Source organism: Pararhodospirillum photometricum DSM 122, from assembly GCF_000284415.1.
GTDB lineage: Bacteria > Pseudomonadota > Alphaproteobacteria > Rhodospirillales > Rhodospirillaceae > Pararhodospirillum > Pararhodospirillum photometricum.
This window is the reverse complement of sequence record NC_017059.1, coordinates 594,625-617,406: the sequence shown is the minus strand read 5'-3', so window position 1 is coordinate 617,406 and position 22,782 is coordinate 594,625. Positions and strand designations below refer to the sequence as shown.

Annotated in this window: 15 protein-coding genes; 9 read left to right on the top strand and 6 right to left on the bottom strand. The window is 66.3% G+C overall.

Annotation, left to right across the window (positions count from 1 at the left end):
• The first annotated feature begins 211 nt into the window (after nt 1–211).
• The 3 genes from RSPPHO_RS02655 (at nt 212) to RSPPHO_RS02645 (ending at nt 3,454) form a co-directional block, all read left to right on the top strand.
• Nucleotides 212–2,173, top strand: coding sequence for a transglycosylase domain-containing protein (locus tag RSPPHO_RS02655; protein WP_014413741.1), 1,962 nt, complete (start codon nt 212–214; stop codon nt 2,171–2,173).
• 234 nt (nt 2,174–2,407) lie between these two features.
• Complete coding sequence (locus tag RSPPHO_RS02650) at nt 2,408–3,070, top strand: hypothetical protein (RefSeq protein ID WP_041793866.1); 663 nt, start codon at nt 2,408–2,410, stop codon at nt 3,068–3,070.
• Between the two features lie 174 nt (nt 3,071–3,244).
• A complete protein-coding gene (locus tag RSPPHO_RS02645; protein ID WP_014413740.1) occupies nt 3,245–3,454 on the top strand; it encodes a hypothetical protein in 210 nt (69 codons plus the stop codon).
• A 51-nt stretch (nt 3,455–3,505) separates the two neighbouring features.
• Here the strand turns inward: RSPPHO_RS02645 and RSPPHO_RS02640 are convergent, their stop codons facing one another.
• From RSPPHO_RS02640 to RSPPHO_RS02630, 3 genes are all read right to left on the bottom strand, one after another.
• Nucleotides 3,506–4,000, bottom strand: coding sequence for a DUF721 domain-containing protein (locus RSPPHO_RS02640; RefSeq protein WP_014413739.1), 495 nt, complete (start codon nt 3,998–4,000; stop codon nt 3,506–3,508).
• 5 nt (nt 4,001–4,005) lie between these two features.
• On the bottom strand, nt 4,006–5,049 hold the full coding sequence (locus tag RSPPHO_RS02635; protein ID WP_014413738.1) for a glycosyltransferase family 4 protein: 1,044 nt from the start codon (nt 5,047–5,049) through the stop codon (nt 4,006–4,008).
• A 372-nt stretch (nt 5,050–5,421) separates the two neighbouring features.
• Complete coding sequence (locus tag RSPPHO_RS02630) at nt 5,422–5,691, bottom strand: hypothetical protein (protein ID WP_041793863.1); 270 nt, start codon at nt 5,689–5,691, stop codon at nt 5,422–5,424.
• On the opposite strand from RSPPHO_RS02630, the gene dacB reads away from it, so the two are divergent.
• Nucleotides 5,677–7,143, top strand: coding sequence for a D-alanyl-D-alanine carboxypeptidase/D-alanyl-D-alanine endopeptidase (dacB, locus tag RSPPHO_RS02625; RefSeq protein WP_014413736.1), 1,467 nt, complete (start codon nt 5,677–5,679; stop codon nt 7,141–7,143). The genes RSPPHO_RS02630 and dacB overlap by 15 nt on opposite strands.
• A 53-nt stretch (nt 7,144–7,196) precedes the next feature.
• Here dacB and RSPPHO_RS02620 read toward each other — a convergent pair whose 3' ends face one another.
• Nucleotides 7,197–8,018, bottom strand: coding sequence for an undecaprenyl-diphosphate phosphatase (locus RSPPHO_RS02620; RefSeq protein ID WP_014413735.1), 822 nt, complete (start codon nt 8,016–8,018; stop codon nt 7,197–7,199).
• 392 nt (nt 8,019–8,410) lie between these two features.
• Between RSPPHO_RS02620 and RSPPHO_RS02615 the strand changes: the two genes are divergently transcribed.
• From RSPPHO_RS02615 to RSPPHO_RS02605, 3 genes are all read left to right on the top strand, one after another.
• Nucleotides 8,411–9,859: an NAD(P)-dependent oxidoreductase gene (locus RSPPHO_RS02615; RefSeq protein ID WP_041793861.1), complete on the top strand. Its 1,449-nt coding sequence runs from the start codon at nt 8,411–8,413 to the stop codon at nt 9,857–9,859.
• Between the two features lie 15 nt (nt 9,860–9,874).
• Nucleotides 9,875–14,446: a glutamate synthase large subunit gene (gltB, locus tag RSPPHO_RS02610; protein WP_014413733.1), complete on the top strand. Its 4,572-nt coding sequence runs from the start codon at nt 9,875–9,877 to the stop codon at nt 14,444–14,446.
• A 160-nt stretch (nt 14,447–14,606) separates the two neighbouring features.
• Complete coding sequence (locus RSPPHO_RS02605) at nt 14,607–15,818, top strand: NAD(P)/FAD-dependent oxidoreductase (RefSeq protein WP_242390557.1); 1,212 nt, start codon at nt 14,607–14,609, stop codon at nt 15,816–15,818.
• 45 nt (nt 15,819–15,863) lie between these two features.
• Here RSPPHO_RS02605 and rnd read toward each other — a convergent pair whose 3' ends face one another.
• Together rnd and RSPPHO_RS17430 are read right to left on the bottom strand one after the other, a co-directional pair.
• Complete coding sequence (rnd, locus tag RSPPHO_RS02600) at nt 15,864–17,024, bottom strand: ribonuclease D (protein WP_014413731.1); 1,161 nt, start codon at nt 17,022–17,024, stop codon at nt 15,864–15,866.
• A gap of 126 nt (nt 17,025–17,150) precedes the next feature.
• Nucleotides 17,151–21,440 (bottom strand): hypothetical protein, encoded by a 4,290-nt coding sequence (locus tag RSPPHO_RS17430; protein ID WP_051013588.1) that lies wholly within the window; start codon nt 21,438–21,440, stop codon nt 17,151–17,153.
• A gap of 578 nt (nt 21,441–22,018) precedes the next feature.
• Between RSPPHO_RS17430 and RSPPHO_RS02590 the strand changes: the two genes are divergently transcribed.
• Together RSPPHO_RS02590 and RSPPHO_RS02585 are read left to right on the top strand one after the other, a co-directional pair.
• A complete protein-coding gene (locus tag RSPPHO_RS02590; RefSeq protein WP_157879061.1) occupies nt 22,019–22,402 on the top strand; it encodes an STAS domain-containing protein in 384 nt (127 codons plus the stop codon).
• A gap of 8 nt (nt 22,403–22,410) precedes the next feature.
• The gene (locus RSPPHO_RS02585; protein WP_041793856.1) at nt 22,411–22,776 is read left to right on the top strand and encodes a response regulator; all 366 of its coding nucleotides are present in this window, start codon (nt 22,411–22,413) and stop codon (nt 22,774–22,776) included.
• Nucleotides 22,777–22,782 lie beyond the last annotated feature (6 nt).

The window sequence follows — 22,782 nt, the reverse complement described above, 5'->3', positions numbered from 1 at the left end:
CATGGCTCGTTCCAGGATAAAGACAATGGGCCCGCGCTTCAAGGGAGGGGCGCTCCGGTGTTGTCAAGTCTTGGATTTTGCTTGTGTTTCCTTCATTTTTATCGAGGCCTCGCGGGGAAGCGTCCGTTTCCTTGGGAGCGTTTCAACCTTTTGGTATCATTTTGGTTTTCTATTCTCCCATTCCAGTGTGATTTCAGTGTGAAAGACGGTCATGGACAGCAGTCCCCGGAACCCGCAGGACCTGCGCGCCTCTCTCGATTCCCGTCCCTCGGTCTCCAGTGTTGACGACTCCGAGCCCCCGGGGACCCGCCGCCGGTCCAAGCATCCCGGGCCGCCGTCTCGTTCCGCCCGGCGCGCGCGCAAGCCTGCCGCTTCCCGCTCCCCCCGGCGCCGGCGCGGCGGCTTCCCCTGGCGTGCCCTGCGCCTGTTCCTGGTGCTTTTTACCTGGATGCTGATTCTAGGTATCGGCGTTGTCGGCTGGTTTGCCCACGACCTCCCCGACCCCGAGGCCGAGGCCCGCGTGACCCGGCGTCCCTCCGTCACCCTGCTCGCCGCCGACGGCCGCGAGATCGCCGCCTTTGGCGATCTCCACGGCGAAACCGTGCGCGCCCGCGATGCTCCCCCGGCCTTGATCCGCGCCATCCTTGCCACCGAGGACCGCCGCTTTCTTGAGCACTTCGGCGTCGATGTCTGGGGCATCCTGCGGGCCATGATCACCAACCTGCGCGCCGGCCACGTCGTCCAGGGCGGTTCGACCATCACCCAACAGGTCGCCAAGAACCTTTTCTTGACCCAGGAGCGCACCTTCCGCCGCAAGATCCAGGAGGTTCTCCTCTCCATCTGGCTAGAGCGGTCCTTCACCAAGGAGCAAATTCTCACCCTCTATATCAACCGCGTCTATCTCGGCGCCGGCACCCATGGCGTCGATGCCGCCGCCCGGCGTTACTTCCAGGTGGGCGTGCGCGATATCAGCATCTATCAGGCGGCCTTGCTCGCGGGCCTGCCCAAGGCGCCGTCGCGTTTCAATCCCGTGGCCAGTCCCGAGCGCGCCCATTCCCGCACGTTGGAGGTGCTCCAGAACATGGTCGAGGCCGGCTGGCTCACTCCCGAAGCCGCCAAAGCCGCCGCCGCCGAAGCCCCCAAYGCCATCCCCGGCATCCGCCGCGCCGCCGCCAGCACCTATTTCGCCGACTGGGTTCTGGAGCAGGTGGACGACTACGCGGGCGCGCGCGACCGCGACCTCATCGTTCAGACTACCTTGGATCTCGCCGCCCAGCAGGCCGCCGAAAAAGCCGTGACCGAGGTCATGGACGCCGAAGCCGGTTCTCTCAACGCCAAGCAGGCCGCCCTCGTCGCCCTCAACTTCGATGGCGCCGTGCGGGCCATGGTCGGCGGTCGCGACCACGGCCAAGCCCCCTTCAACCGCGCCGCCCAAGCCCGCCGCCAGCCCGGCAGTGCGTTCAAACCCTTCGTCTTCCTCGCCGGCCTCGAATCCGGCCTAGCCCCCGAAAGCCGGCTCGAAGACACACCCATCACCGTKGGGACGTGGTCACCCGGCAACTACACTAAGCGCTATCGCGGCAACGTCAGTATGACCGAGGCCCTCGCCCTGTCGCTTAACACCGTCTCGGTGCGCATCACCGAGCAGGCCGGGCGTGGCCACGTCGTCAAGGTCGCCAAGCGTCTGGGTGTGGTCGGCGATCTCGCCCCCCATCCCTCCATCGCCCTCGGCGTCTTTGAAATCTCCCCCCTCGACCTCACCACCGCCTACGCCCCCTTCGCCAACGGCGGCCAAGCCGTCGCCCCCTACGGCATCGTCACCATCACCGATCGCGACGGCGCCTTGCTCTATCAGCGCCAGCCCAGCGGCGACCGCCCCGTCATGACCCCCGAGCAGATCGAAGCCATGAACAAAATGCTCGAAGCCGTGGTCAGTTGGGGCACCGGCAAAGGCGCCGCCCTGCCGGGCAAGGTCGTGCGTGGCAAAACCGGCACAACCCAGGAATACCGCGATGCTTGGTTCGTCGGCTACACCAACGCCACCCTGGCTGGCGTCTGGGTCGGCAACGACGACAGCACCCCCCATGAAAAACGTCACCGGCGGGTCCTTGCCGACGCATATCTGGCGACGGTTTATGGAGACGCAGCCGTGAGGGGGGAGGGGGCCCGGTAAAAAAAGGAAGGCTGGGGAGGCGCGGCCTCCCCAGACCCCTCGGTTCCTTTGGTTCCGAAGCGGTGGCTGCGGAAAAGGCCGAACCGAAATCGACGTAACGAGATGATAATAATAGAAAAACCCCGCACAAGGCGGGGCTTCTCATTAAGTTATCTGCTGTCCTCGGGGGGAGGCTTGCGCCAACAAAGCCCGTGGCTAGTAGGCGGAATATAGGATCGCCGGGCCGTGCTGTCAATGAAAGATCAGATCACCGCTGTGAAGGGGGCTCTGTCAGCTCCCCGCATCAGCGCATATGAGGCTGCTGCGGGAACCAACGGGGACGAAGACCCGTCAGCACTGAATCTCTACCTTTGGAACGCTCAAATTTCAGGCGTTTTCCTCGCGCCATTGGGAATCTGCGAGGTTGTGATACGAAATGCGGTGGCGGATGTCCTTGAGTCAAAATACGGGGCTCGATGGGCATGGGCGCCGGCGTTTGAACAAAGCCTCCCTTCTCCGCGTGTTGGGTACAGCCCGCGTCAAGATTTGTTGAAGGCACGGCGGAACGCGCAAACCGTCGGAAAAGTGATCCCTGAACTTAAATTCGTGTTCTGGCAGCATATGTTTACCAGCCGTCACGATGCCCGATTGTGGGACACCTACCTTTTGCAGGTGATGCCCGGCCTTGATGCATCAAAGTCCGTGAGACAGCTTCGCAAAGATATCTATGATGACCTTGAAAAGATCCGCGCCCTACGAAACCGCATTGCACACCATGAACCCATTCTGACGCGCAATCTCGCTGACGACTTCACCCGCATTACCCAGTTGATAGCTTGTCGCTCGCAGTTAACGGCGGATTGGATGGCTTCATACTATGAGGAGCAGGTACAAAGGATGTTGCAGAGTAGGCCGTAAACTCCGCCCTTCACCGCCCGCCGCGCTGTTTTTCCTGCCCCCCCCCCATGTAAAAACGAACACCGGCTGGAGACCAAGATCACCGGGGTCAGAGGAGATCTGGACGCCGTTGAACATCGTTTAGAGAGCAAGATCAACGGGGTCAGAGGGGATCTGGACGCCGTTGAACATCGTTTGGAAACCAAGATCAACGGGGTCAAAACTGACCTGGAAGCCAAGATCAACGGGGTCAAAACCGATCTGGAAACCAAGATCGCCGAGGCTAAGGCCGAACTGAAAGCCGAGATCGCCCCCTTGAAGACCGAGACCGTGGTGGTGCGCTGGATCCTCGGCGTGGTTTTGACCTTGCAGGTGGCCACCTTTATCAAGCTGATGGTCGCTTGAACGTGACAGCGGGGGAGGCTGGCCTCTCCAGCTTTCCTTTCCTTCGGTGCTTCAGCCGCCCCGACCCGCCTGAAGGCGGCCGATGGCGTGGCCCAGGCGGCCCAGGGCTTCGCGCAGGGCGGGGTCATCCACGCTTTCCAGGGCCTTGTCGATCTGGGCGCGGCGTTCGGGGGGCAGGGGCGGCGGGGCCGGGCGGCGCGGGGCCCGTTTGGCATAGCCCCGGCCTTGGCGAACGCTGAGGCGCTCGACCGCCGGCCGTCCCAGAAAGGTGTTGATGCGGTCGATGACCAAGGGGGCACGGTGCTGGAGTTCCAGGGCCACGCCGCCGCTCTCGGCCTTGACGTGCAGCACCCCCTTGGTGAGGCGCACCGGGTGAACCCGCGCCGCCAGCACCGGTCCCAGGATGTCGGTCCAGTGGGTCAGGAGCGACTGTTCGGCCAAGCCCCGTCGCCCGAGCCAGGGGAGAGCGGCCTGGATCACGGTTTCGGCCAGCGGGCGCGGCGCGTTGCTGCGGCGGGGCTTCTCCGAGGGGGGCCTTTGGGACATGGGATCTAGATCTCCAAGGCGGCCTGATCCTCCTCGGGCGCGCGGGCGTGGCCGGGCAGGGGGGCCAGAAAGCCCAGGAACTCGTCTGCCACCCGGTCCCAGGAAAAGGTCAGGGCGTGGGCGCGGGCCTGGGCTGGATCAATCTTTATCGCGGCCAAGGCGGCGGCTCGCAAGTCGGTATCCATGATGCCGGCGCGCGAGGTGCCGATGACATCGCGCGGCCCCGTTACCGGGAACGCCGCCACCGGCACCCCCGAGGCCATGGCTTCGAGCATCACCAGCCCAAAGGTATCGGTGGTGCTGGGGAAGACAAACACGTCGCCACTGGCGAAATAGCGCGACAATTCCCGGTCGCCGAAGGCGGTGCGGAAATGGACCTGGGGATAGCGCTTTTCCAGGGCTTCGCGCTGGGGGCCGGTGCCCACCACCACCTTGCTGCCGGACAGGTCGAGATCCAGGAAGGCTGGCAGGTTCTTCTCGACCGTGATGCGTCCCACATACAGGTAAATCGGCCGGGGCAGGTCGAGGAAGTCCTTGGGCTGGGGGTGGAACAGCTCGGTGTCCACGCCATGGCTCCAGGCGCGGGCGTTGGTGAAGCCCCGGGCTGCGAGGTCGCGCTGCACCGAGGGGGACGGGCACAGCACCGCCGCCGAGGGGCCATGGAACCAGCGCATGAGGGCGTAGAGGTGCTTGAGCGGTAGACGCGTGCGCTGGGCGATGTATTCGGGAAATTTGGTGTGGTAGGCCGTGGTGAACGGCCATCCCCGCCGCCGGCACAGGCCACGCGCCGCCAGGCCCAGGGGGCCTTCGGTCGCGATGTGGATGGCGTCGGGGTGAAACTCGGTAATCATGGCCGCCACCTTCCGCCCGGGCAGCACGGCTAGGGGAATATCGGGGTAGGTGGGGCAGGGCACCGTGCGAAACAGCGAGGGTTCGACGATCTGGACCTCATGGCCCCGCCGTTCCAAGGTTTGGCGCAAGGTATCATTGACGCGCACCACCCCATTGGGTTGAGGGTGCCAGGCGTCGGTCACGATGGTGATTCGCAAGAGAGCTCCCCCTTCCCGGGTCCACGATTAGGGGAACCTGATATAGACTGCCGCGCTTCCTGACGCCACGACCTGCCGGGTAGGTCATAAAAGTTTCACCGCCTTGGCGACGCGAGAGACTCTTGCTGGGCGAAGGCAAGAAAAAGAGAAGGCTGAAGAGGCGGGGTCTCCCCAGGCCCTCCTTTCCTGGGGCATGTCACGGCGCCCCTTTTCCGCCGGGCCGGTCCGTGCCAGACTCCTCCCCCTTCACGCCAACAACGAGGCAAGCGCAATGCGGTGGGATGGGAAGCCCTGGGGCGGGCGCGTGGGACGCCTGATTCTGGGGGGGGTGCTGGGGCTCGCGCTCTCTTGCGGGCCGGTCTGGGCTGAAACTCAAGGCAAGCCCGGGTCCAAGCCGGTCGCCGTCCAGACCAAGAAGCCGGGCAAGGCCGAGGTCAAGCCGACCCGGCCCGCCCCGACCAAAGCCGCCCCCGCCGCGCCGGGCAAGGGGAAGGACGCCGCTCGGGCCACGCCCAAGAACATCCCAAGGAACAAAGGGAAGAAAGGGAGCGTCAAAAAAACCTCGCCAAGGGAGCCGCCCTGGCGGCGGCGGGCGGCGCCGCAGCGGTCGCCGCCGATGGTCTGACCGTGCCCCGCGCCCATGCCCAGCAGGGCCCCCTGGATGCCGATGCGCTGATTGCCCGCTACGGCTTTCGCCCCGATCAGGTGGGGTTCGCCGTGTTCGATCCCCAGGCCAATGCCTGGATCGAAACCCATATGCCGGATCAGCCCTTCTTGCCGGCCTCGGTGTCCAAGGTGCCGACCACGGTGGCGGCCCTCGAAATGCTGGGGCCCACCTTCCGCTGGCAAACCCGCTTTGTCAGTGCCGCCCCGGTGGTGGACGGGGTGTTGAAGGGCGATCTTTATTTGGTGGGGGACGGCGACCCGACCTTGGATGGCCCGACCCTGGCGCGTCTCGTGCGGGGGCTGGAGGGGGCCGGGATTCGGGCGGTGCAGGGCAATTTTTATTACGATGACACCTTGGTGGCGACTGGCCCGGTCATTGAAGCCACCCAGCCCGACGATCTGGCCTATAATCCCGGTTATGGCGCCTTGTCTTTGGATTTCAACCGTGCCTTGCTCAGTTGGGATCCGAAGGCCGGGCCCCGGTTCATCGAGGCCGGGGGCACCCCGGTGGGCGAGGGGCAGCGCGTGCGCGTGGCCCGGCCCGGCGATCCCGATGCGCCGCCTCCGGGGCTGCGTCCCCACTTCGAGGGGGTGCAAGGCGTGGTGCCGGCCTCCCTCGCCGGGGCCGGGGAAGCCTGGGTGTTGCCCTCGTCGTGGAAGGGGACGGGCTCCTTGTGGTTGCCGGTCAAGCATCCGGGGGCCTATACCGCCAACGCCGCCCGGGTCATGATCCAGCGCCGGGGGATTGCCCTGGGCTCGCCCCGGCCCGCTGCCGCCCCGCCGCAGGCCCGCATTCTGGCCGTCATCGAAAGCGCACCGCTCTACGACGTCGTGGCCAAGGTGCTTAAGACGTCCAACAATCTGGTGGCCGAGATGATTGGTCTGGCCACCACCCGGCGCCTGACGGGGCAGGTCCTGCCGCTGGCCGAGAGTGCTGCCGTGGTCAACCGCTTGTTCGCCGGGTCGCTGGCCGGCGTTGACTGGTCGAGCTTCCGTCTTGCTAATCACTCTGGCCTCAGCCCGGAAAGCCGGGCGACACCGCGGCAGATTGCCACCATCTTGGACTACGCCCAGCGCCACGCCTTCCACGGCCTTGATTACGCCGCGCTGCTGCCGCGTCGCCCGTGGCACAACAGCGACGACGACGAGGGCCCTGCGCCCGGATCGGTGGGGACCACCGGACAGGTACCGGTCTGGGCCAAAACCGGCACGGTGTATTATGGACGGGGGCTGGCCGGCTTCCTGGTCGCCGGCTCTGGCCGGTTGCTGACCTTTGCGATTTTTGTTTCGGATTTCGACAAACGCGAGGCCTTTGACCGGCTCAACCGCCACGACTCGGCGGCCGATGTTCGCGCCGCTCGCGCTTGGTTGGGCCGGGCACGGGCCCTGGAGCGCGACCTCGCCGACCTGTGGCGGGCCCGGCATTAAAAACGCCAGGAATGGAGGGGTCTGGGGAGGCCGCGCTTCCCCAGCCTTCCTTTCTACCAAGGCCAGAGCGGCGCGATGTAAGCGAGCAGCAGCAACACCGTCCCCAGCCCGACCCGATAATGGGCAAAGGGGGCGAAGGTTCGCCGGCGCAGCCACGCCCACAGGGCACCGAGACAGATCAGCCCGCTCCCCACGCCGAGGGCGCCGGCGATCCCGACCACCGGACTCCATAGCGACAGGCCAGCGCTGACCACTCGGGTGCCCTCCAGGCCAGCCACGCCGACAAGTACGGGCAGGGCGAGGAGGGAGGCCAGCCGAAAGGCAGCCCGGCGCTCGCAACCGACAAAGCGCGCTGCGGTCATCACGGCGGCCGCCCGTCCCACGCCCGGCACCAGGGCCAGGGCCTGGAAGACGCCGACCAGCAGGAGATCCAGGCCGTTCAGGTGCTCGACGCGCTTGACGGTCATGTTCATCCAGTCGGCGACCCAGAGCAAGACCCCGACGATCAGGGTAGTCCAGCCGACCAAGGCCAAGGAGATGACCCCGTCGAGCAGGGCATAACGTTCGACCAAGGCCCCCACCAGGGCGACGGGCAGGGACGCTAGGGCCAGTTGTCCCGCCAACGTGGCGCCTGGGTTGCGCTTGCCTTTGATCAGGCGCCGTGCCGTGCCGCGGACCATCATCGTGAGATCGGCGTGAAAGAACAGCCCAAGAGCGAGGAGGCCGCCCAGCGCCACGCCGAACGCACCTTGGGGGCCCAGGGTGGGGGCCCATCCGACCGCGGCCAGACCCAGGACGTGGGAAGAGGCACTCACGGGCAGAAACTCGCTCAAGCCCTGCAAGAGGGTGGCGATCACAAAAAGAAGGAGAGTCACGGGTCAGACTCGCAGGTCAGGGAAGCGGCGACGTTATACCATTGGGCCTTTCGTCCTGCCCAGGGGCTTGATAGGTCAGGATTGGTGACCCTTAGCCTTGATTCTGCCTAGTTTGGAATGGAATGAAGGTGCGTAAACCGAGGTATGTCAAAAATTTAGTTCATCTCCGATAACTATGTGTGCGAATTCGCTTGGTGCGCAAGGGAAACGGGCTTACAAAGGCACGCTTGCCCGGTTTGCGCGGAACCTGGGCTTTGGCTTGTCGTCTCCCGGCGCTCTCACGCCTCGACAGGACAAGTCTGGACACGATCAAGACGCCTCGACGCGACCCCGGCTCTGAACCGACCCGGGTCCCGATTCGACCAAGGCCCGACACGAAGGAGACTCGTCCGATGGCCCGCCCCATGCTCCAGTTTACGCGGCTGGACCAGAAAACGCCCGCAAAGCGCGATGCCGAGACCCGGCGACGGGACTTCGACGAGATTTATACCGGGTTCTCGACCGAGGCCGCCGGTGATCAGGCCTCGCGCTGCGAACAATGCGGCATTCCCTTTTGCCACCTCCATTGCCCCCTGGCCAACAACATTCCCGATTGGCTGATGCTGACCGCGGCGGGACGTCTGGAAGAGGCCTATGCCCTGTCGTCGTCCACCAACTCCATGCCCGAGATCTGCGGGCGCATCTGCCCCCAAGATCGTCTGTGCGAGGGCTTGTGCGTTCTGGAGCAGTCTCGCCATCGCTCGGTGACCATCGGTGCGGTGGAACGCTATATCACCGACACCGCCTGGGAAAACGGCTGGGTGACGCCCCTTCGTCCCGTGCGCGAGCTGTCCCAGAGTGTGGGGATCGTAGGGGGTGGCCCCGGTGGGCTGGCCGCGGCCGGGCAACTGCGCAAGATGGGCTATCAGGTCACGGTTTATGACCGCCACGACCGCTTTGGTGGCTTGTTGATGTACGGCATTCCCGGCTTCAAGCTGGAAAAAGACGTGGTGCAGCGCCGCATCGACCACCTCGCGGCCTCGGGCGTGACCCTGAAGGCCGGCTTTGAGGTGGGCCGCGACGCCACCTTGGCCGACCTACGCCAGAAGCATGACGCGGTGCTGATCGCCACCGGGGTGTACAAGGCCCGCGCCCTTGGCTTGGCCGGAGCCGAGACGCTACAGGGCGTGATCAAGGCGCTGGATTACCTGATTACCGCCAACAAGGTGGGCCTGGGCGACCGGGTGCCGGCCTTCGAGGAGGGCACCCTCAATGCCCAGGGCAAGAAGGTCGTGGTCATCGGCGGCGGCGACACCGCCATGGACTGCCTGCGGACCGCCATTCGCCAGGGCGCGTCCTCGGTGACCTGCCTCTATCGCCGCGACCGCGCCAACATGCCGGGCTCGCAGCGCGAGGTCGATAATGCCATTGACGAGGGCGTGACCTTCGAGTGGCTGTCGGCGCCCGAGGCTTTGCTGGGCACGGGCACGGTCAGCGGTGTGCAGGCCTCGCGCATGTACCTCGGCATGGCCGATGGCAGCGGGCGTCAGACGCCCAAGCCCCTGCCGGGCAGCGGCTTCACCGTCGAGGCCGATCTGGTGATCGAGGCCCTGGGCTTCGAGCCGGAGAACATGCCCACCACCTTGGGTGATCCCGATCTCGCGGTGGGCCGCGACGGCACCATCGGGGTGGATGCCAACAAGATGAGTTCGATCGAGGGTGTTTTTGCCGCCGGCGATATTGTTCGCGGCGCATCGCTGGTGGTCTGGGCCATCCGCGATGGCCGGGACGCCGCCGAGGGCATCCGCCGTTATCTGGAAACGAAAGCCGCCGGCGTCGCCGGCTCGGCCCGGGCCTCCTGAAGGAGGAAACGAGACATGCACAAGCCCCTGACCCCCCCCGTTTCTCCCGCGCCTGAGTCCGGCGAGGCTTTTGTCGCGCGCTGGCAGAAGGATGTGGCACGCCTGAGCGCCGCCCACGCCTATGACCCGGCGTTTGAGCACGACGCCTGCGGCGTTGGTCTGGTCGCGGCGATTGATGGCAAGCCCCGGCGCGCCGTCGTCGAGGCCGGCATCGAGGCCCTTAAGGTCCTGTTCCACCGCGGCGCCGTGGATGCCGACGGCAAGACCGGCGATGGCGCGGGCATTCACATCCAGATTCCCCAGGACTTCTTCAAGGAGCACATCCGTCGCACCAGCGCCGAGCCCCTGGACGGGCCGCTGGGCGTTGGCATGGTGTTCCTGCCCAAAACCGACCTGAACGCCCAGGAAGTGTGCCGGACCATCGTCGAGAGCGAGATCCTCTCCGAGGGCTACACGATCTATGGCTGGCGTCAGGTGCCGGTGAACACCGCCATCATCGGCGAGAAGGCCAACGCCACCCGGCCCGAGATCGAGCAGATCATGATCGGCAATCCGCGGGGCGTGGACGACGAGCAGTTCGAGCGCGACCTGTTTGTCATCCGCCGGCGCATCGAGCGCCGCGCCCTGGCCGAGCACGTGCCCGAGCTGTACCTGTGCTCGCTGTCGTGCCGCTCGATCATCTACAAGGGCATGTTCCTGGCCGAGCAGCTCACCAGCTTCTATCCCGACCTGCTCCACGAGCTGTTCGTTTCCAACTTCGCCATCTATCACCAGCGCTACTCGACCAACACCTTCCCGACCTGGCGCTTGGCCCAGCCGTTTCGCATGCTCGCCCACAACGGCGAGATCAACACCCTGAGCGGCAACGTCAACTGGATGAAGGCGCACGAGACCCGCATGGGCTCGGCCCTGTTTGGCAAGCGCATTGAAGACCTGAAGCCGGTGGTGCAGCCGGGCGGTTCGGACTCGGCGGCCCTCGACAACGTGTTCGAGCTGATGTGCCGGGCCGGGCGGCCGGCGCCCATGGTCAAGGCCATGCTCATTCCCGAGAGCCTGACCCAAAATGCCTTGATGCCCGATCACCACAAGGCCCTGATCGGCTACTGCAACTGCGTGATGGAGCCCTGGGATGGTCCGGCCGCCATCGCCGCCACCGATGGCCGCTGGGTGGTCGCCGGCATGGACCGCAACGGCCTGCGCCCCATGCGCTATACCCTGACCAGCGACAACCTGCTGATCGTCGGCTCCGAGGCCGGCATGGTCCGGGTGCCGGAATCCGAGATTCTGCGCAAAGGTCGCCTGGGGCCTGGGGCGATCATTGCCGTCGATCTGGCCGAGGGCTGCTTCTACGACGACACCGGCCTTAAGGACCTGCTGGCCGGGCGTCAGGACTATGGTCGCTGGGTCAAGCGCATCACCGAGCTTGAAACCCGCATCAGCAAGGACCTGTCCGAGCCCGCCGCCCTGGCGGCCGAGGACCTGCGCCGGCGTCAGCTCTCCTTTGGCCAGTCGCTGGAGGACATGGAGCTGATCTTGCACCCCATGGTTGCCGACGCCAAGGAGGCGGTGGGCTCCATGGGCGATGATGCGCCGCTGGCGGTGCTGTCGTCGCACTACCGTGCCTTGCACCACTTCTTCCGCCAGAACTTCAGCCAGGTGACCAACCCGCCCATCGACCCGTTGCGCGAGACGCGGGTGATGAGCCTCAAGACCCGCCTGGGCAACCTTGGCAACATTCTGGACGAGGCCGAGAGCCAGTGCGATCTGCTCCAGCTCGAGAGCCCGGTTCTGACCACGGCCGAGTTCGAGGCCATGCGCGCCGACATGGGCGCCACGGCGGCCGAGGTGGATTGCACCTTTGATCCTAAGGCCGGCCCCGGCGCCTTGCGCGACGCCATCGCCCGCGTCCAGCGCGAGGCCGAGGTGGCGGTGCGCGGCGGCTGCACCCATGTGATCTTGACCGACACGGCGCTCGGCCCCGATCGCTGCGCCATTCCCATGATCCTGGCGGCTGGGGCGGTGCACACCCACCTGATCCACGAGCAGCTGCGGACCTTTACCTCGCTTAACGTCCGCTCGGCCGAGGTGCTTGACACCCACTATTTCGCCGTGCTGATCGGGGTGGGCGCGACCACGGTCAACCCGTGGCTGGCTCAGGAGTCGATCGCCGACCGTCACCGGCGCGGCCTGTTCGAGCCCGGCCTGAGCCTGGAAAAGGCGATGGCCCGCTACAAGAAGGCGGTCAACGAGGGCCTGCTCAAGATCATGAGCAAGATGGGCATCTCGGTGATCTCCAGCTATCGCGGTGGGCGCAACTTCGAGGCCATCGGCCTGTCGCGGGCCCTGGTCGCCGAGTTCTTCCCGGGGCTGTCGAGCCGCATTTCGGGCCTGGGGCTGGCCGGCATCCAGAAGAAGGTGTTGGAGCAGCATGCCAAGGCCTTTGGCGCGACCGATGTGGTGCTGCCGGTTGGCGGCTTCTACCGCGTGCGCAAGCAAGGCGGCGAGGCCCACTCCTTTGATGGTGAACTGATCCACCTGCTGCAAAAGGCGGTGGGCAGCGATAGCTACCAGACCTTCAAGGCTTATACTGCCGGTCTGCGCAAGCTGCCGCCGATCAATCTGCGCGACCTGCTCGACATCCGGCTGGCCACCCGCCCGACCCCGGTCGAGGAGGTGGAAAGCATCACGGCGATTCGCAAGCGCTTCGTCACTCCGGCCATGTCGCTGGGCGCCCTATCGCCCGAGGCGCACGGCACCTTGAACATCGCCATGAACCGCATCGGCGCCAAGTCCGACAGCGGCGAGGGCGGCGAGGATCCGGCGCGCTACAAGCCCAATCCCAACGGCGACAACGCCAACTCGGCGATCAAGCAGGTGGCCTCGGGGCGTTTCGGCGTGACCGCCGAGTACCTGAACCAGTGCCGCGAGATCGAGATCAAGGTGGCCCAGGGCGCCAAGCCCGGCGAGGGCGGCCAGTTGCCCGGCTTCAAGGTGACCGAGGCCATTGCGCGCCTGCGCCACGCCACCCCCGGCGTGACCCTGATCAGCCCGCCGCCGCACCACGACATCTACTCGATTGAAGATCTGGCCCAGCTCATCTATGACCTGAAGCAGATCAATCCCCGGGCCAAGGTGTGCGTCAAGCTGGTGTCGCGCTCGGGCATCGGCACCATTGCTGCCGGCGTGGCCAAGGCCAATGCCGACGTTATCTTGATCTCGGGTCACAACGGCGGCACCGGTGCCAGCCCGCAGACCTCGATTAAGCATGCCGGCTTGCCCTGGGAAATCGGTCTGGCCGAGGTGCATCAGGTCCTGACCCTCAACCGCCTGCGTCACCGCGTCACCTTGCGCGTGGACGGCGGCATCAAGTCGGGCCGCGATGTGGTGATCGCTGCCATGCTGGGCGCCGAGGAGTTCGGCGTGGGCACCACCTCGCTGGTCGCCATGGGCTGTATCATGGTGCGTCAGTGCCACTCCAACACCTGCCCGGTCGGCGTGTGCACCCAGGACGAAAAGCTGCGCGCCAAGTTCAACGGCACGGCCGAGAAGGTGGTGAACCTGTTCACCTTCATGGCCGAGGAAGTGAAGGAAATCCTGGGCCAACTGGGCGTGCGCACCCTCAACGAGATCGTGGGTCGCACCGACTTGCTGGTGCAGTCGAGCCGCGGCGCCGCTCACCTCGACGACCTCGACCTCAACCCGATCCTGGTCCAGCCCGACACCGGGACCGGCCTCAACATCTGTACCCTCGAAGGTCGCAACGAGGTGCCGGAGACGCTGGACGCCCAGATGATCGCCGACGCCCGCCCCGCCCTCGAGGACGGCGAAAAGATGCAGCTCACCTACATGGTGCGCAACACCCAGCGCGCCATTGGGACCAAGTTGAGCCATCGCATCGTGACCCGCTACGGCATGAACGGCCTGGAGCCGGGCCATATCACCGTGCGGCTGCGCGGCTCGTGCGGTCAGTCGCTGGGCGCCTTCGCGGTCCAGGGTCTGAAGCTCGAAGTGTTCGGCGATGCCAACGACTACGTCGGCAAGGGGCTGTCGGGCGGTACCATCGTCGTGCGTCCGGCCGTCTCTAGCCCGCTGCGCACCAACGAGAACACCATCATTGGCAACACGGTGCTCTATGGCGCCACCTCCGGGGCCTTGTTCGCCGCCGGTCAGGCGGGCGAGCGCTTCGCGGTGCGTAACTCCGGGGCCACGGTGGTGATCGAGGGCTGCGGCTCCAACGGCTGCGAGTACATGACCAACGGCGTGGCCGTGATCTTGGGGGCGGTCGGGGCCAACTTTGGCGCCGGCATGACCGGTGGCATGGCCTTCATCTACGACGCTGACGGCACCTTCCCGCTGCGGGTCAATCCCGACGCGGTGATCTGGCAGCGCATCGAGGTGCCCCACTATGCCGAGATGCTCAAGGACCTGATCAAGCGCCACGTGGCCGAGACCCAGTCCAAGTACGCCGAGCATCTGTTGGTTGATTGGGAGCGGGAGTTGGGCCGCTTCTGGCAAGTGGTGCCCAAGGAGATGCTGGCGCGTTTGCCGGTGCCGGTGACGCTGGCGCCTGCGGCGGCGGCGGAGTAAAAAACACACAGCAGGCTGGGGAGGCGGGGCCTCCCCAGACCCCTTCTTTTCTTTTGTGTGGTTTGGGTGTCATGGATTTCTTGCGGGTCGAGGGGGGGGCGGGGCGCCGCCGCCGTCGTACTATGTCGATACCGCGACGCCTTGGGAGTCTTTTCCCGCTTTGGATCAGGATGAGCAGGCCGATGTCTGTATCATCGGGGCGGGGTATACGGGGCTGTCGGCGGCCTTGCATCTGGCGCGCCAAGGGCGTGACGTTCTCGTCCTTGATGCCCACCGGGTGGGCTGGGGCGCTTCGGGGCGCAACGGCGGGCAGGTCGGCTCAGGCCAGCGCTTGCCCCAGCAGGTGCTGGAGCGCATGGTGGGCGAAGAAGATGCCCGCCGCTTGTGGGACATGGCCGAAGACGCCAAGGCCTTGGTGCGCGAGCTGATCAAGCGTCACGCCATCGCTTGTGACGATCATCCGGGGATTTTGTACGCCGACCATCGCCCCCGCCATCTCAAGCACACCATGGCCACGGTGCGCCATTTACGCGATGTCTATGGTTATGATCAGGTACATTTCGTCGATGGCACCGAGATCCGGGCCATGCTGGGGTCGCCGGTCTATCATGGCGGCATGCTTGATCTGGGCGCGCTCCATCTGCATCCGCTGAATTTTGCCTTGGGGCTGGCGCGGGCCGCCGCCGAGGCCGGGGTTCGCCTCCGCGAGCGGACTCGGGTGACCCGGCTAGAGCCCGGGGCTCCGGTGCGCCTGACGACCACCGGGGGCACGGTGCTTGCCCGGGAGGTCGTGTTGGCCTGTAACGGCTATTTGGGCCGGCTCCATCCGGGGGTGGCCGCGCGTGTGATGCCGATCAACAGCTACATGGTCGCCACCGAGCCCTTGGGGGCGGAGCGGGCCCGGGCTTTGATTCGCGATAATGTCGCCGTGGCGGACTCGCGCTTTGTGGTGAATTATTTCCGCCTGTCAGCCGATCATCGGCTGCTGTTTGGCGGCGGCGAGCGCTATGGCTATGCCTTCCCCCAGGACATCAAGGCCTTTGTCCGTCCTATCTTGGAGGGGATCTTCCCGTCGTTGGCGGGGGTAGGGCTGGACTATGGCTGGGGCGGGACCCTGGGCATCACCCGCTCGCGCCTGCCCCATGTGGGGCGGGTGGCGCCGGGGGTGGTATCCGCGTCGGGCTTTTCCGGCCACGGGGTGGCCCTCGCGACCTTGAGCGGGGCGGTGGTGGCCGAGGCTCTAACAGGCTCGACCGCTCGCTTCGACCTGCTGGCCGGGCTGCCGACCCCGGCTTTCCCCGGCGGCACACGGCTACGCCGGCCTTTGCTGGCCCTCGCCATGATGTGGTTCGCGCTACGCGACCGGCTATAGGAATGGAGGGGCCTGGGGAGGCTCGCCTCCCCAGCCTTCCCTTTTTTATCCTTCGAGCGGAATCACCCGCAATCCCTGCCCATCCGCCGTCAAGGCCAGCGCCAACTGGCCATGCTTCAAGCGCAGGGCATCCTCGCCAAACAAGGCGCGGCGCCAGCCTTCCATTGCGGGGACATCGGCGGCGTCGTCGGCGGCAATGCGCTCCAGATCGCCAATCGTCGCCACCAGCTTCTGGGCAACCCCCGACTCCTCGCACTTCATCTTGAGCAGCACCCGCAGCAGATCCACCACAGGACCCAAGCCCTGAGGGAGGTCGTCGCGCTGGGGCGGGCGCGGCAAGCCGGACTCGGGCAGGGCCTGGGCGCGCAATACCGCCTCCAAGATGCCTTGGCCCATGGGGCCATCGGCCAGCCCGCGTGAGATGCTGCGCAACTGGGCCAGAGCCTCGGGGGTGGTGGGGGCGCTGGCGGCGATTTCCAGCAAGCCCTCGTCGCGGATCACCCGATTGCGCGGCAAGTCGCGCTCCTGGGCGGTCCGCTCGCGCCACGCCGCCAACTCCTTGAGCAAGGCGAGGAAGCGTGATGACCGGGAGCGGGCCTTGATCCGCAGCCATGCTTCGTCGGGTTCGACCCGGTACTGGGCCGGATCGGTGAGCACGGCCATTTCCTGGTCCAGCCAGCCGGCTCGGCCCGAGACGGTCAACTGTTCTTGAAGCCGCTGGTAGACGGTGCGCAGATGGATCACATCGCCCAGGGCATACTCGACCTGCCGCGGGGTGAGGGGGCGCCGTGACCAGTCGGTGAAGCGCATAGACTTGTCGATGCGCGCCCGGGTCAGGCTGCTAACCAGGGTTTCGTAGCCCACGGAGTCCCCATAGCCGCAGACCATGGCCGCCACCTGACTGTCAAACAGGGGGTGGGGCAGGCGCCCGGATTCGTGGAGAAAGATCTCCAGATCCTGACGGGCGGCATGAAAAACCTTGAGGACCTGCGGGGCGTCCATCAGGGCGAAGAGCGGCTCCAGACTGAGCCCGGGGGCCAGGGGATCGACGCACGCGGCTTCGCTCTCCCCCGCGACCTGGATCAGGCACAGCTTGGGCCAGTAGGTCTTTTCGCGCATGAACTCGGTGTCCACCGCGACAAACGGCTCGCGGGACAGGCGGTCACAAAACGCGGCAAGGTCATCGGTGGTGGAAATCAAAGACATGACGGTACCGTATAGCCCTTGGTAAGGGATCCGACAAGGGGCAGAACAGCGCGCCCCCCGGTGAAGAGCGTCCCGAGAAGGAAGGCGGGGGCTTCGGGCGAGGACCCGGCTCCCCCCGCTGGCCGGTTAGGGATCAAGCCGACCCAAGGCCTTGGCAAGAACCATGTACAACTTGCCAAGGTCGGAGCCAACGAACAAGGCGGTGAGCACGTCGGGGCGGGGCGACCGCCGCGTGTTCTCCAACAAAGCCTCGTACTCACTGACGTAGGACTGGACATAATCGCGCAAGCCCCGGTCGCGGGTCATGGCCTGGCGGACGGCCTCGGCGTGGGCCGGGGTGACGGCGCGGGCGAGATGACGCAAGAAAACCCCCTGGTCGCCCTTGTGATACCGGCGCCAGAGATCCTCTTCCTTGCTGGGGGCGAAAATGCGCGCAATATCCACCGACAAGGACGTCAAGCGTTCGATAACTTTGGTTGAGGCATTGAGGAAGGTCTCGACATCGTGCATGTCGCGACGTTTTTCCATGTCGGCCATGCGCTTCTCTGCCTCGACCGACACGGCCACCAGGGTTTCGGCCTGCTTGGCGTAGGCGGTAGTATTTTTGCGCAGGGTTTCCACCAAACCTTGGCCCAAGGTGCCCAGGGTTTCGGCGTCTTGACGGATGATCCCCATCGCGTCGCGGTAGGGCCCAAGGAGAGCTTGGGCCGCGCCATCGCCCACCCCGGCCAAAGCGGCGGTTTCGGCCCGCACCTGCTCCATGGCCTCGCGGAACGACGACAACGACAGTTCCGCGGCCATCGGTCCCAACCGCCCCAGGGTCTCGATTTCCTGATGCACGCTCTCCAGGGCCCCGCGCATGGGCTCTAGCACCTGCTCGGCGGTTTGTCCGCCAAAGGCGGCCAGGGCCTCGGTCTCGCGTCGCAACTCGGCCAGGGCTGCCTGGAAGGGCCGCAGCAAGCGCTCGGCCAACTGGTCGCCCACCCGGGGCACCTGCTCGGCCTCGCCGCGCAGGCTGGCCACGGCGGCGCGCACGGTCTCGACCGCGTGATCGGCCGCCCCCACCGTAAAGTCCGACATCTGGGCCGCATCCTCGCGCAGTCGTTCGAAGGCGCTTTGGACCGGGGCCAGGGTTTGCTCGGCGATGCGAACCCCGAGACCGGGCAAACGCTCGCTTTCGTCGCGCAACGAGGCCATCGCCGCGCGGAACGGGGTCAGGGTCTGCTCGGCCGCCCGGGCCCCCAGGCTTCCCAGATGCTTGGTCTCGGCTTCCAACTCGGCCAGGGCGGCGCGGGTCGGGCCAAAGGCGTTTTCGGCTGCCACCTCGCCCAAGCCGGCCAGGGCGTTGGTTTCCTCCTGCAAGCTGGCCAGGGCATCGCGAAACGGCCCCCAGGCCCGCTCGGCCGCCTCGGCGCCAAAGGCGGCCAGACGCTCGGCGTCCTCGCGCACCTCGCCCAAGGTGGTCTGGAAGGTGGTCAGGGCGGTGTCGCTGGCCGCCAGGGCCCGGGGGCCCAGGCCTTCGATCTCGGCTTCCAGCACACCCAGGGCCGCCTGGAAGGGCTTGAGCGCGCCTTGCGCCGCCGCCTCGCCGACGTTGCCCAGGCGCTCGGCCTCGGCCCGCATGGTTTCCAGGGCGGCACGCACGATGGCCACGGCCTGGGACGCCGCCCCCGAGGTGGTCTCGGCCACGTTCAGGGTCTCCTCGCGCACCCGGTCCAGGGCTGCCTTGAACGGGGCCAAGGTCTCGTCGGCGGCACGCGCCCCCACCTGCGGCAAGCGCTCGCTTTCCTCGCGAATGGCGTTGAGGGCGGCCCGAAATGGCGTCAACGTGCGCTCGGCCACCCGGGTGCCCAAGGAGCCCAGGCGCTCGGTCTCGGCTTCCAGTTCGGCGAGGGCGGCGCGGGCCGGGGCCAGGGCGTTTTCCGCCGCGCTCTCGCCCAAGGTGGCAAGCGCGCTGGTTTCCTCGTGCAGACCGGCCAGCACCTCGCGAAACGGCCCCAAGGCCCGCTCGGCGGCCTGGGCGCCCATCTGGGCCAGCCGCTCGGTTTCGTCGCGGGCCTGGGCCAAGGCGGCCTGGAAGGGGGTTAGGGTTTGTTGGGCCGCCGTCTGGCCCCGCACGCCCAGGGTCTCGATCTCCTTGGCCAGGGCCGCGAGGGCGGCACGGAAGGACTTGAAGGTTCCCTGGGCTGCGCCTTCGCCGGCCGCGCCCAGGCGTTCGGTCTCACTGCGCAGCGCTTTTAGGGTATCGAGCAGGGGGGCAAGCACCGCTTCCGCCTCGGCCGATCCGGYCCCCATCTCGCGGCGGAACTCGCCGGCGGCGGCGCGCACCGCCCCCGTCACCCGCTCGGCCCCGGTCGAGACTTCCTCGACCACGGCATGGAGGCGCTCGCCCACCTGGGCGGCCTGGGTCATGCTGCGGCCCACCCGCTCCTCGAAGGCCAGCCCGGCCTTGCCCAAGGCCTCGGACAAGGTGCCCACCCGGCCTGTGGCCGTCTCGGCGGTTTCGGCCAGGGCTTGGGCGCGGGCATCAAGCTGTCCCAGGGACTGGCCGACCGTCTCTCCCAAGGTGTCGAGAACCTGGGTGACCCGCTCGCTCCCGGCCTCGACGCGCAAGGCGGTGTTTTCAAGGGTCTGGCAAGCGGTTTGACCGATGGTGGTCAAGGTCGCGGCCTGAGCGCGCAACACGCCCTCGGCCTCGCTGACCGCCGCCGCCGCCAGCCCGCCCGCGTCCTTGATCACCCCGGCTTGATCCATCAAGCTGCGGCCGGCCCCGCGCAGGCCGTCGATGGCGCCCTTGCCGGCGAGGCCAACCTCCAACGCGCTCTGGCGCAAGGCCGAGACGACGCCCTCGAGGTCGCCGGAAATCTTGCCCGAGGCCTCGGTCATCTCGGCGGCGCTGTCGCGCAGCAAGCTGGCGGTCTCGCGAATGGCCCGGGTGGCGCCCTCGGCGGTTTCGTTGAGGTCGCGCGATTGGCGCCCCATGGCTTGGGACGCAAGGTCAATCTGCTCGCGAATGCGCAAGACAATCCCCGAGAGGTCCTCGGTCTGGCCCTTCAAGGTGCCGCGAATGGTTTCGGTCTGGGTAGCGGTTTGGGTCACGAGGCGATCCAGGTCGCGGGCATGGCCGGCCACGGCCTCGCTGGCACCGGCACTCTTCTCGCGCACCACGCCCATGGCGAGGCCCAGGGCCTTGAGGGCGTTTTCTGTCAGCTCGCTGGTGGCGCGCAAGCCGCGACCGGCCTCGTTGGCGGCGCCGGCGAGGTCGCGGGTGCGCTGGCCCAGGGCATCGGTGGTGTCTTCCAGGCGGCCCAGGCTTTCGTCGATGACCTTGTTCAGGTCCTCGGCATGGCGGGCCAGCACCCCATCAACGGCCTTGAGCCGCCCCAGGGCGGCCTCTGAGGTTTCGGCAAGATCGCGGCCGCGCATGGCCAGGGTCTCGTCGGCCAAGCGCACCCGACTGACCAGCCCCTCCATCACCTGGGTCAGGGACACGGCCTGCTTGCCCAGGGTGTCGGTGATGCGTTGGGTCTCCTCCGTCCCTTGGCGAGACAAGGCGCCCAAGGCTTGGTTTTGCTCCGCATACAGGTCCTTGAGGGTGCTGGCCCGGGTCTCCAGGCTGGCGGCCACGCCCGAGGCTCCTTGCACCAACTCGGCGATGGACTCGCGCAAGGCCTCGAGGGCGCGGGTCTGATCGACGGCGTGACGGATCAGCAGATCGGCCTGTTCCAGATCGCCGCCCAGCGCCTCGCGAAACAGGCGTGTCTCCTCGGCGCTCTGGCGCACGGTATCCTTGAAGCGCCCTTCCAGCCGCTCCATGAGGGTTTCGATCTCGCGGGCCCGTTCCACGGCCTTGGCCTGGGCGGTGTCGAGCCCCTCGACCCGCCGGGCGATGCCGGTGGCGGCCTGAGTGGTCTGGGTCCCCAGGCGCTCGGCCGCGGCCTCCAGGGCCTCGGTCTCGCGGCGCAGCGCCGTGCGCATCTCGACGCCGCGCTGGATGGCGTGATCAGTGGCCTCGTGCAACACCCGGGCCTGGGCCTCCAGGGCCTGGGTGATGTCGCGCACCCGCCCGACTGCTCCCTCCCCCGGGTAGGTCAGTTGCTCCAACGTGGCATGCAAGCGCCGGGCTTCGCGCTCGAAGCGTTGCCCCCGGTCCACGACCATGCCCCCCAGGGCCAGCAGCAAAACCGGCATCAAGGCTCCCGAGAGCAGGCCGGACACCTCCAGGGGCTGGTACAGAAGGACGTTCTCCCACCCGACCGCCGTCACGACATACACAACAAAGCCACTCAGCCACACGGTGCTGGCCGCCGTGACGACAAGAACCGGCCAACGCTCGGCCAGTCCCGGTCCCAAAGAGGGCTCGGATCCCCGGCGAGGGGGACGCGACGGGGACGCCTTGGGGGGGAAGTCGGTCATGGGAAGAAAGGGAATCCGGCAAGGGACAGGGCAGGGGATCGGGGAGAGCCTAAGGCATTTCCCATCAAAGGGGAAACCGCTTCTCGAGTCGGCGGCTTTCCTGGGCGATGGCAGGAGCAGCGGCACGCATTTAAAGAAAAACCATCAACAAATAACGCGTAAAGCCGGAGATCCTCCAACAAAATATGGGGAATTAAAGGGGTAAGTGTGAATTTTTTGCTGTTTCAACCCCTAAATGCCCCCTGTCGTGCCGGCCTCCCTCCTGTCGCGATTATCACTTCTGGCACATGACCAAGAGGCTACGGGGGTTTTGCTGGACATCCAAAACATTGAAACGTTATCCCTAAGGAACGGACGGTAAAGTCGCAATCCGCACGCGCCATCCCCTTCCGGTCAGAAGCGATGCCAGTAAATTCGATCATACGCCCCGGTGGGGCTTCCGGCCTACAGCGTTATGATGATATCCTCCCTCGTCGGATTCCGTGGTTAAAAGACGGAGGGAGGTACCGCCGTAAGTTTTTATTGGGCAGTCCCGGGGCCTGTCCTCAATGGTTTTTGCGGAGCGGGAGTGCGTGGCCATGACCTCAGTCCCAGGGGACGGTGCGTCCCCCTTGATGAAAGCGGTCCCCTTGGAGCCCCCGGCCGGCCGGGGCAAGCGCGTTCGCTTTGTTGGCGCGTGCACCATCGCCCAGGCCGAGGAAATTCGCGACACCTTGCTGGAAGCGCTGGCATCGTGCCCAGGCGAAGGCCTTGTCATCGCTTGCGACGAGGCCTCGGAGGTCGATTTGACGTTCATTCAGATCCTGATCGCCGCACGGCGTAGTGGTGAAACCCAGGGCAAGAGCGTCACCCTCGCGGCGCCTGCCCAGGGAGCCCTGGCGCAGGCCTTGGTGTCGGCGGGTCTTGCGCATCCGGGGGGCGTGGCGTTGGGCTGGGTCAATCCATTTTGGGCAGGGGAGTAAGCAAGGTTATGGGGAAGACAATTCTTACGGTCGATGATTCGGCCAGCATTCGCCAGATGGTGGCCTTTACGCTGGAATCCGCCGGCTATCAGGTCAAGACCGCCGTGGACGGCAAGGATGCCCTGGACAAACTGGGGGCGGGCGGCGCCGACATGATCATCACCGACCTTAACATGCCCAACATGGATGGCCTGCAACTCATTACCGAGGTGCGCAAGCTGCCCTCGCACAAATTCTCACCGATTATTTTCCTGACCACAGAGTCGGAAGAATCAAAAAAGGCGCAGGCCAAGGCCGCCGGCGCGTCGGGCTGGATCGTCAAGCCGTTTCAGCAAGACCAACTGCTGGCCGTTGTCAAAAAATTCCTGGGGTGAAAGGCC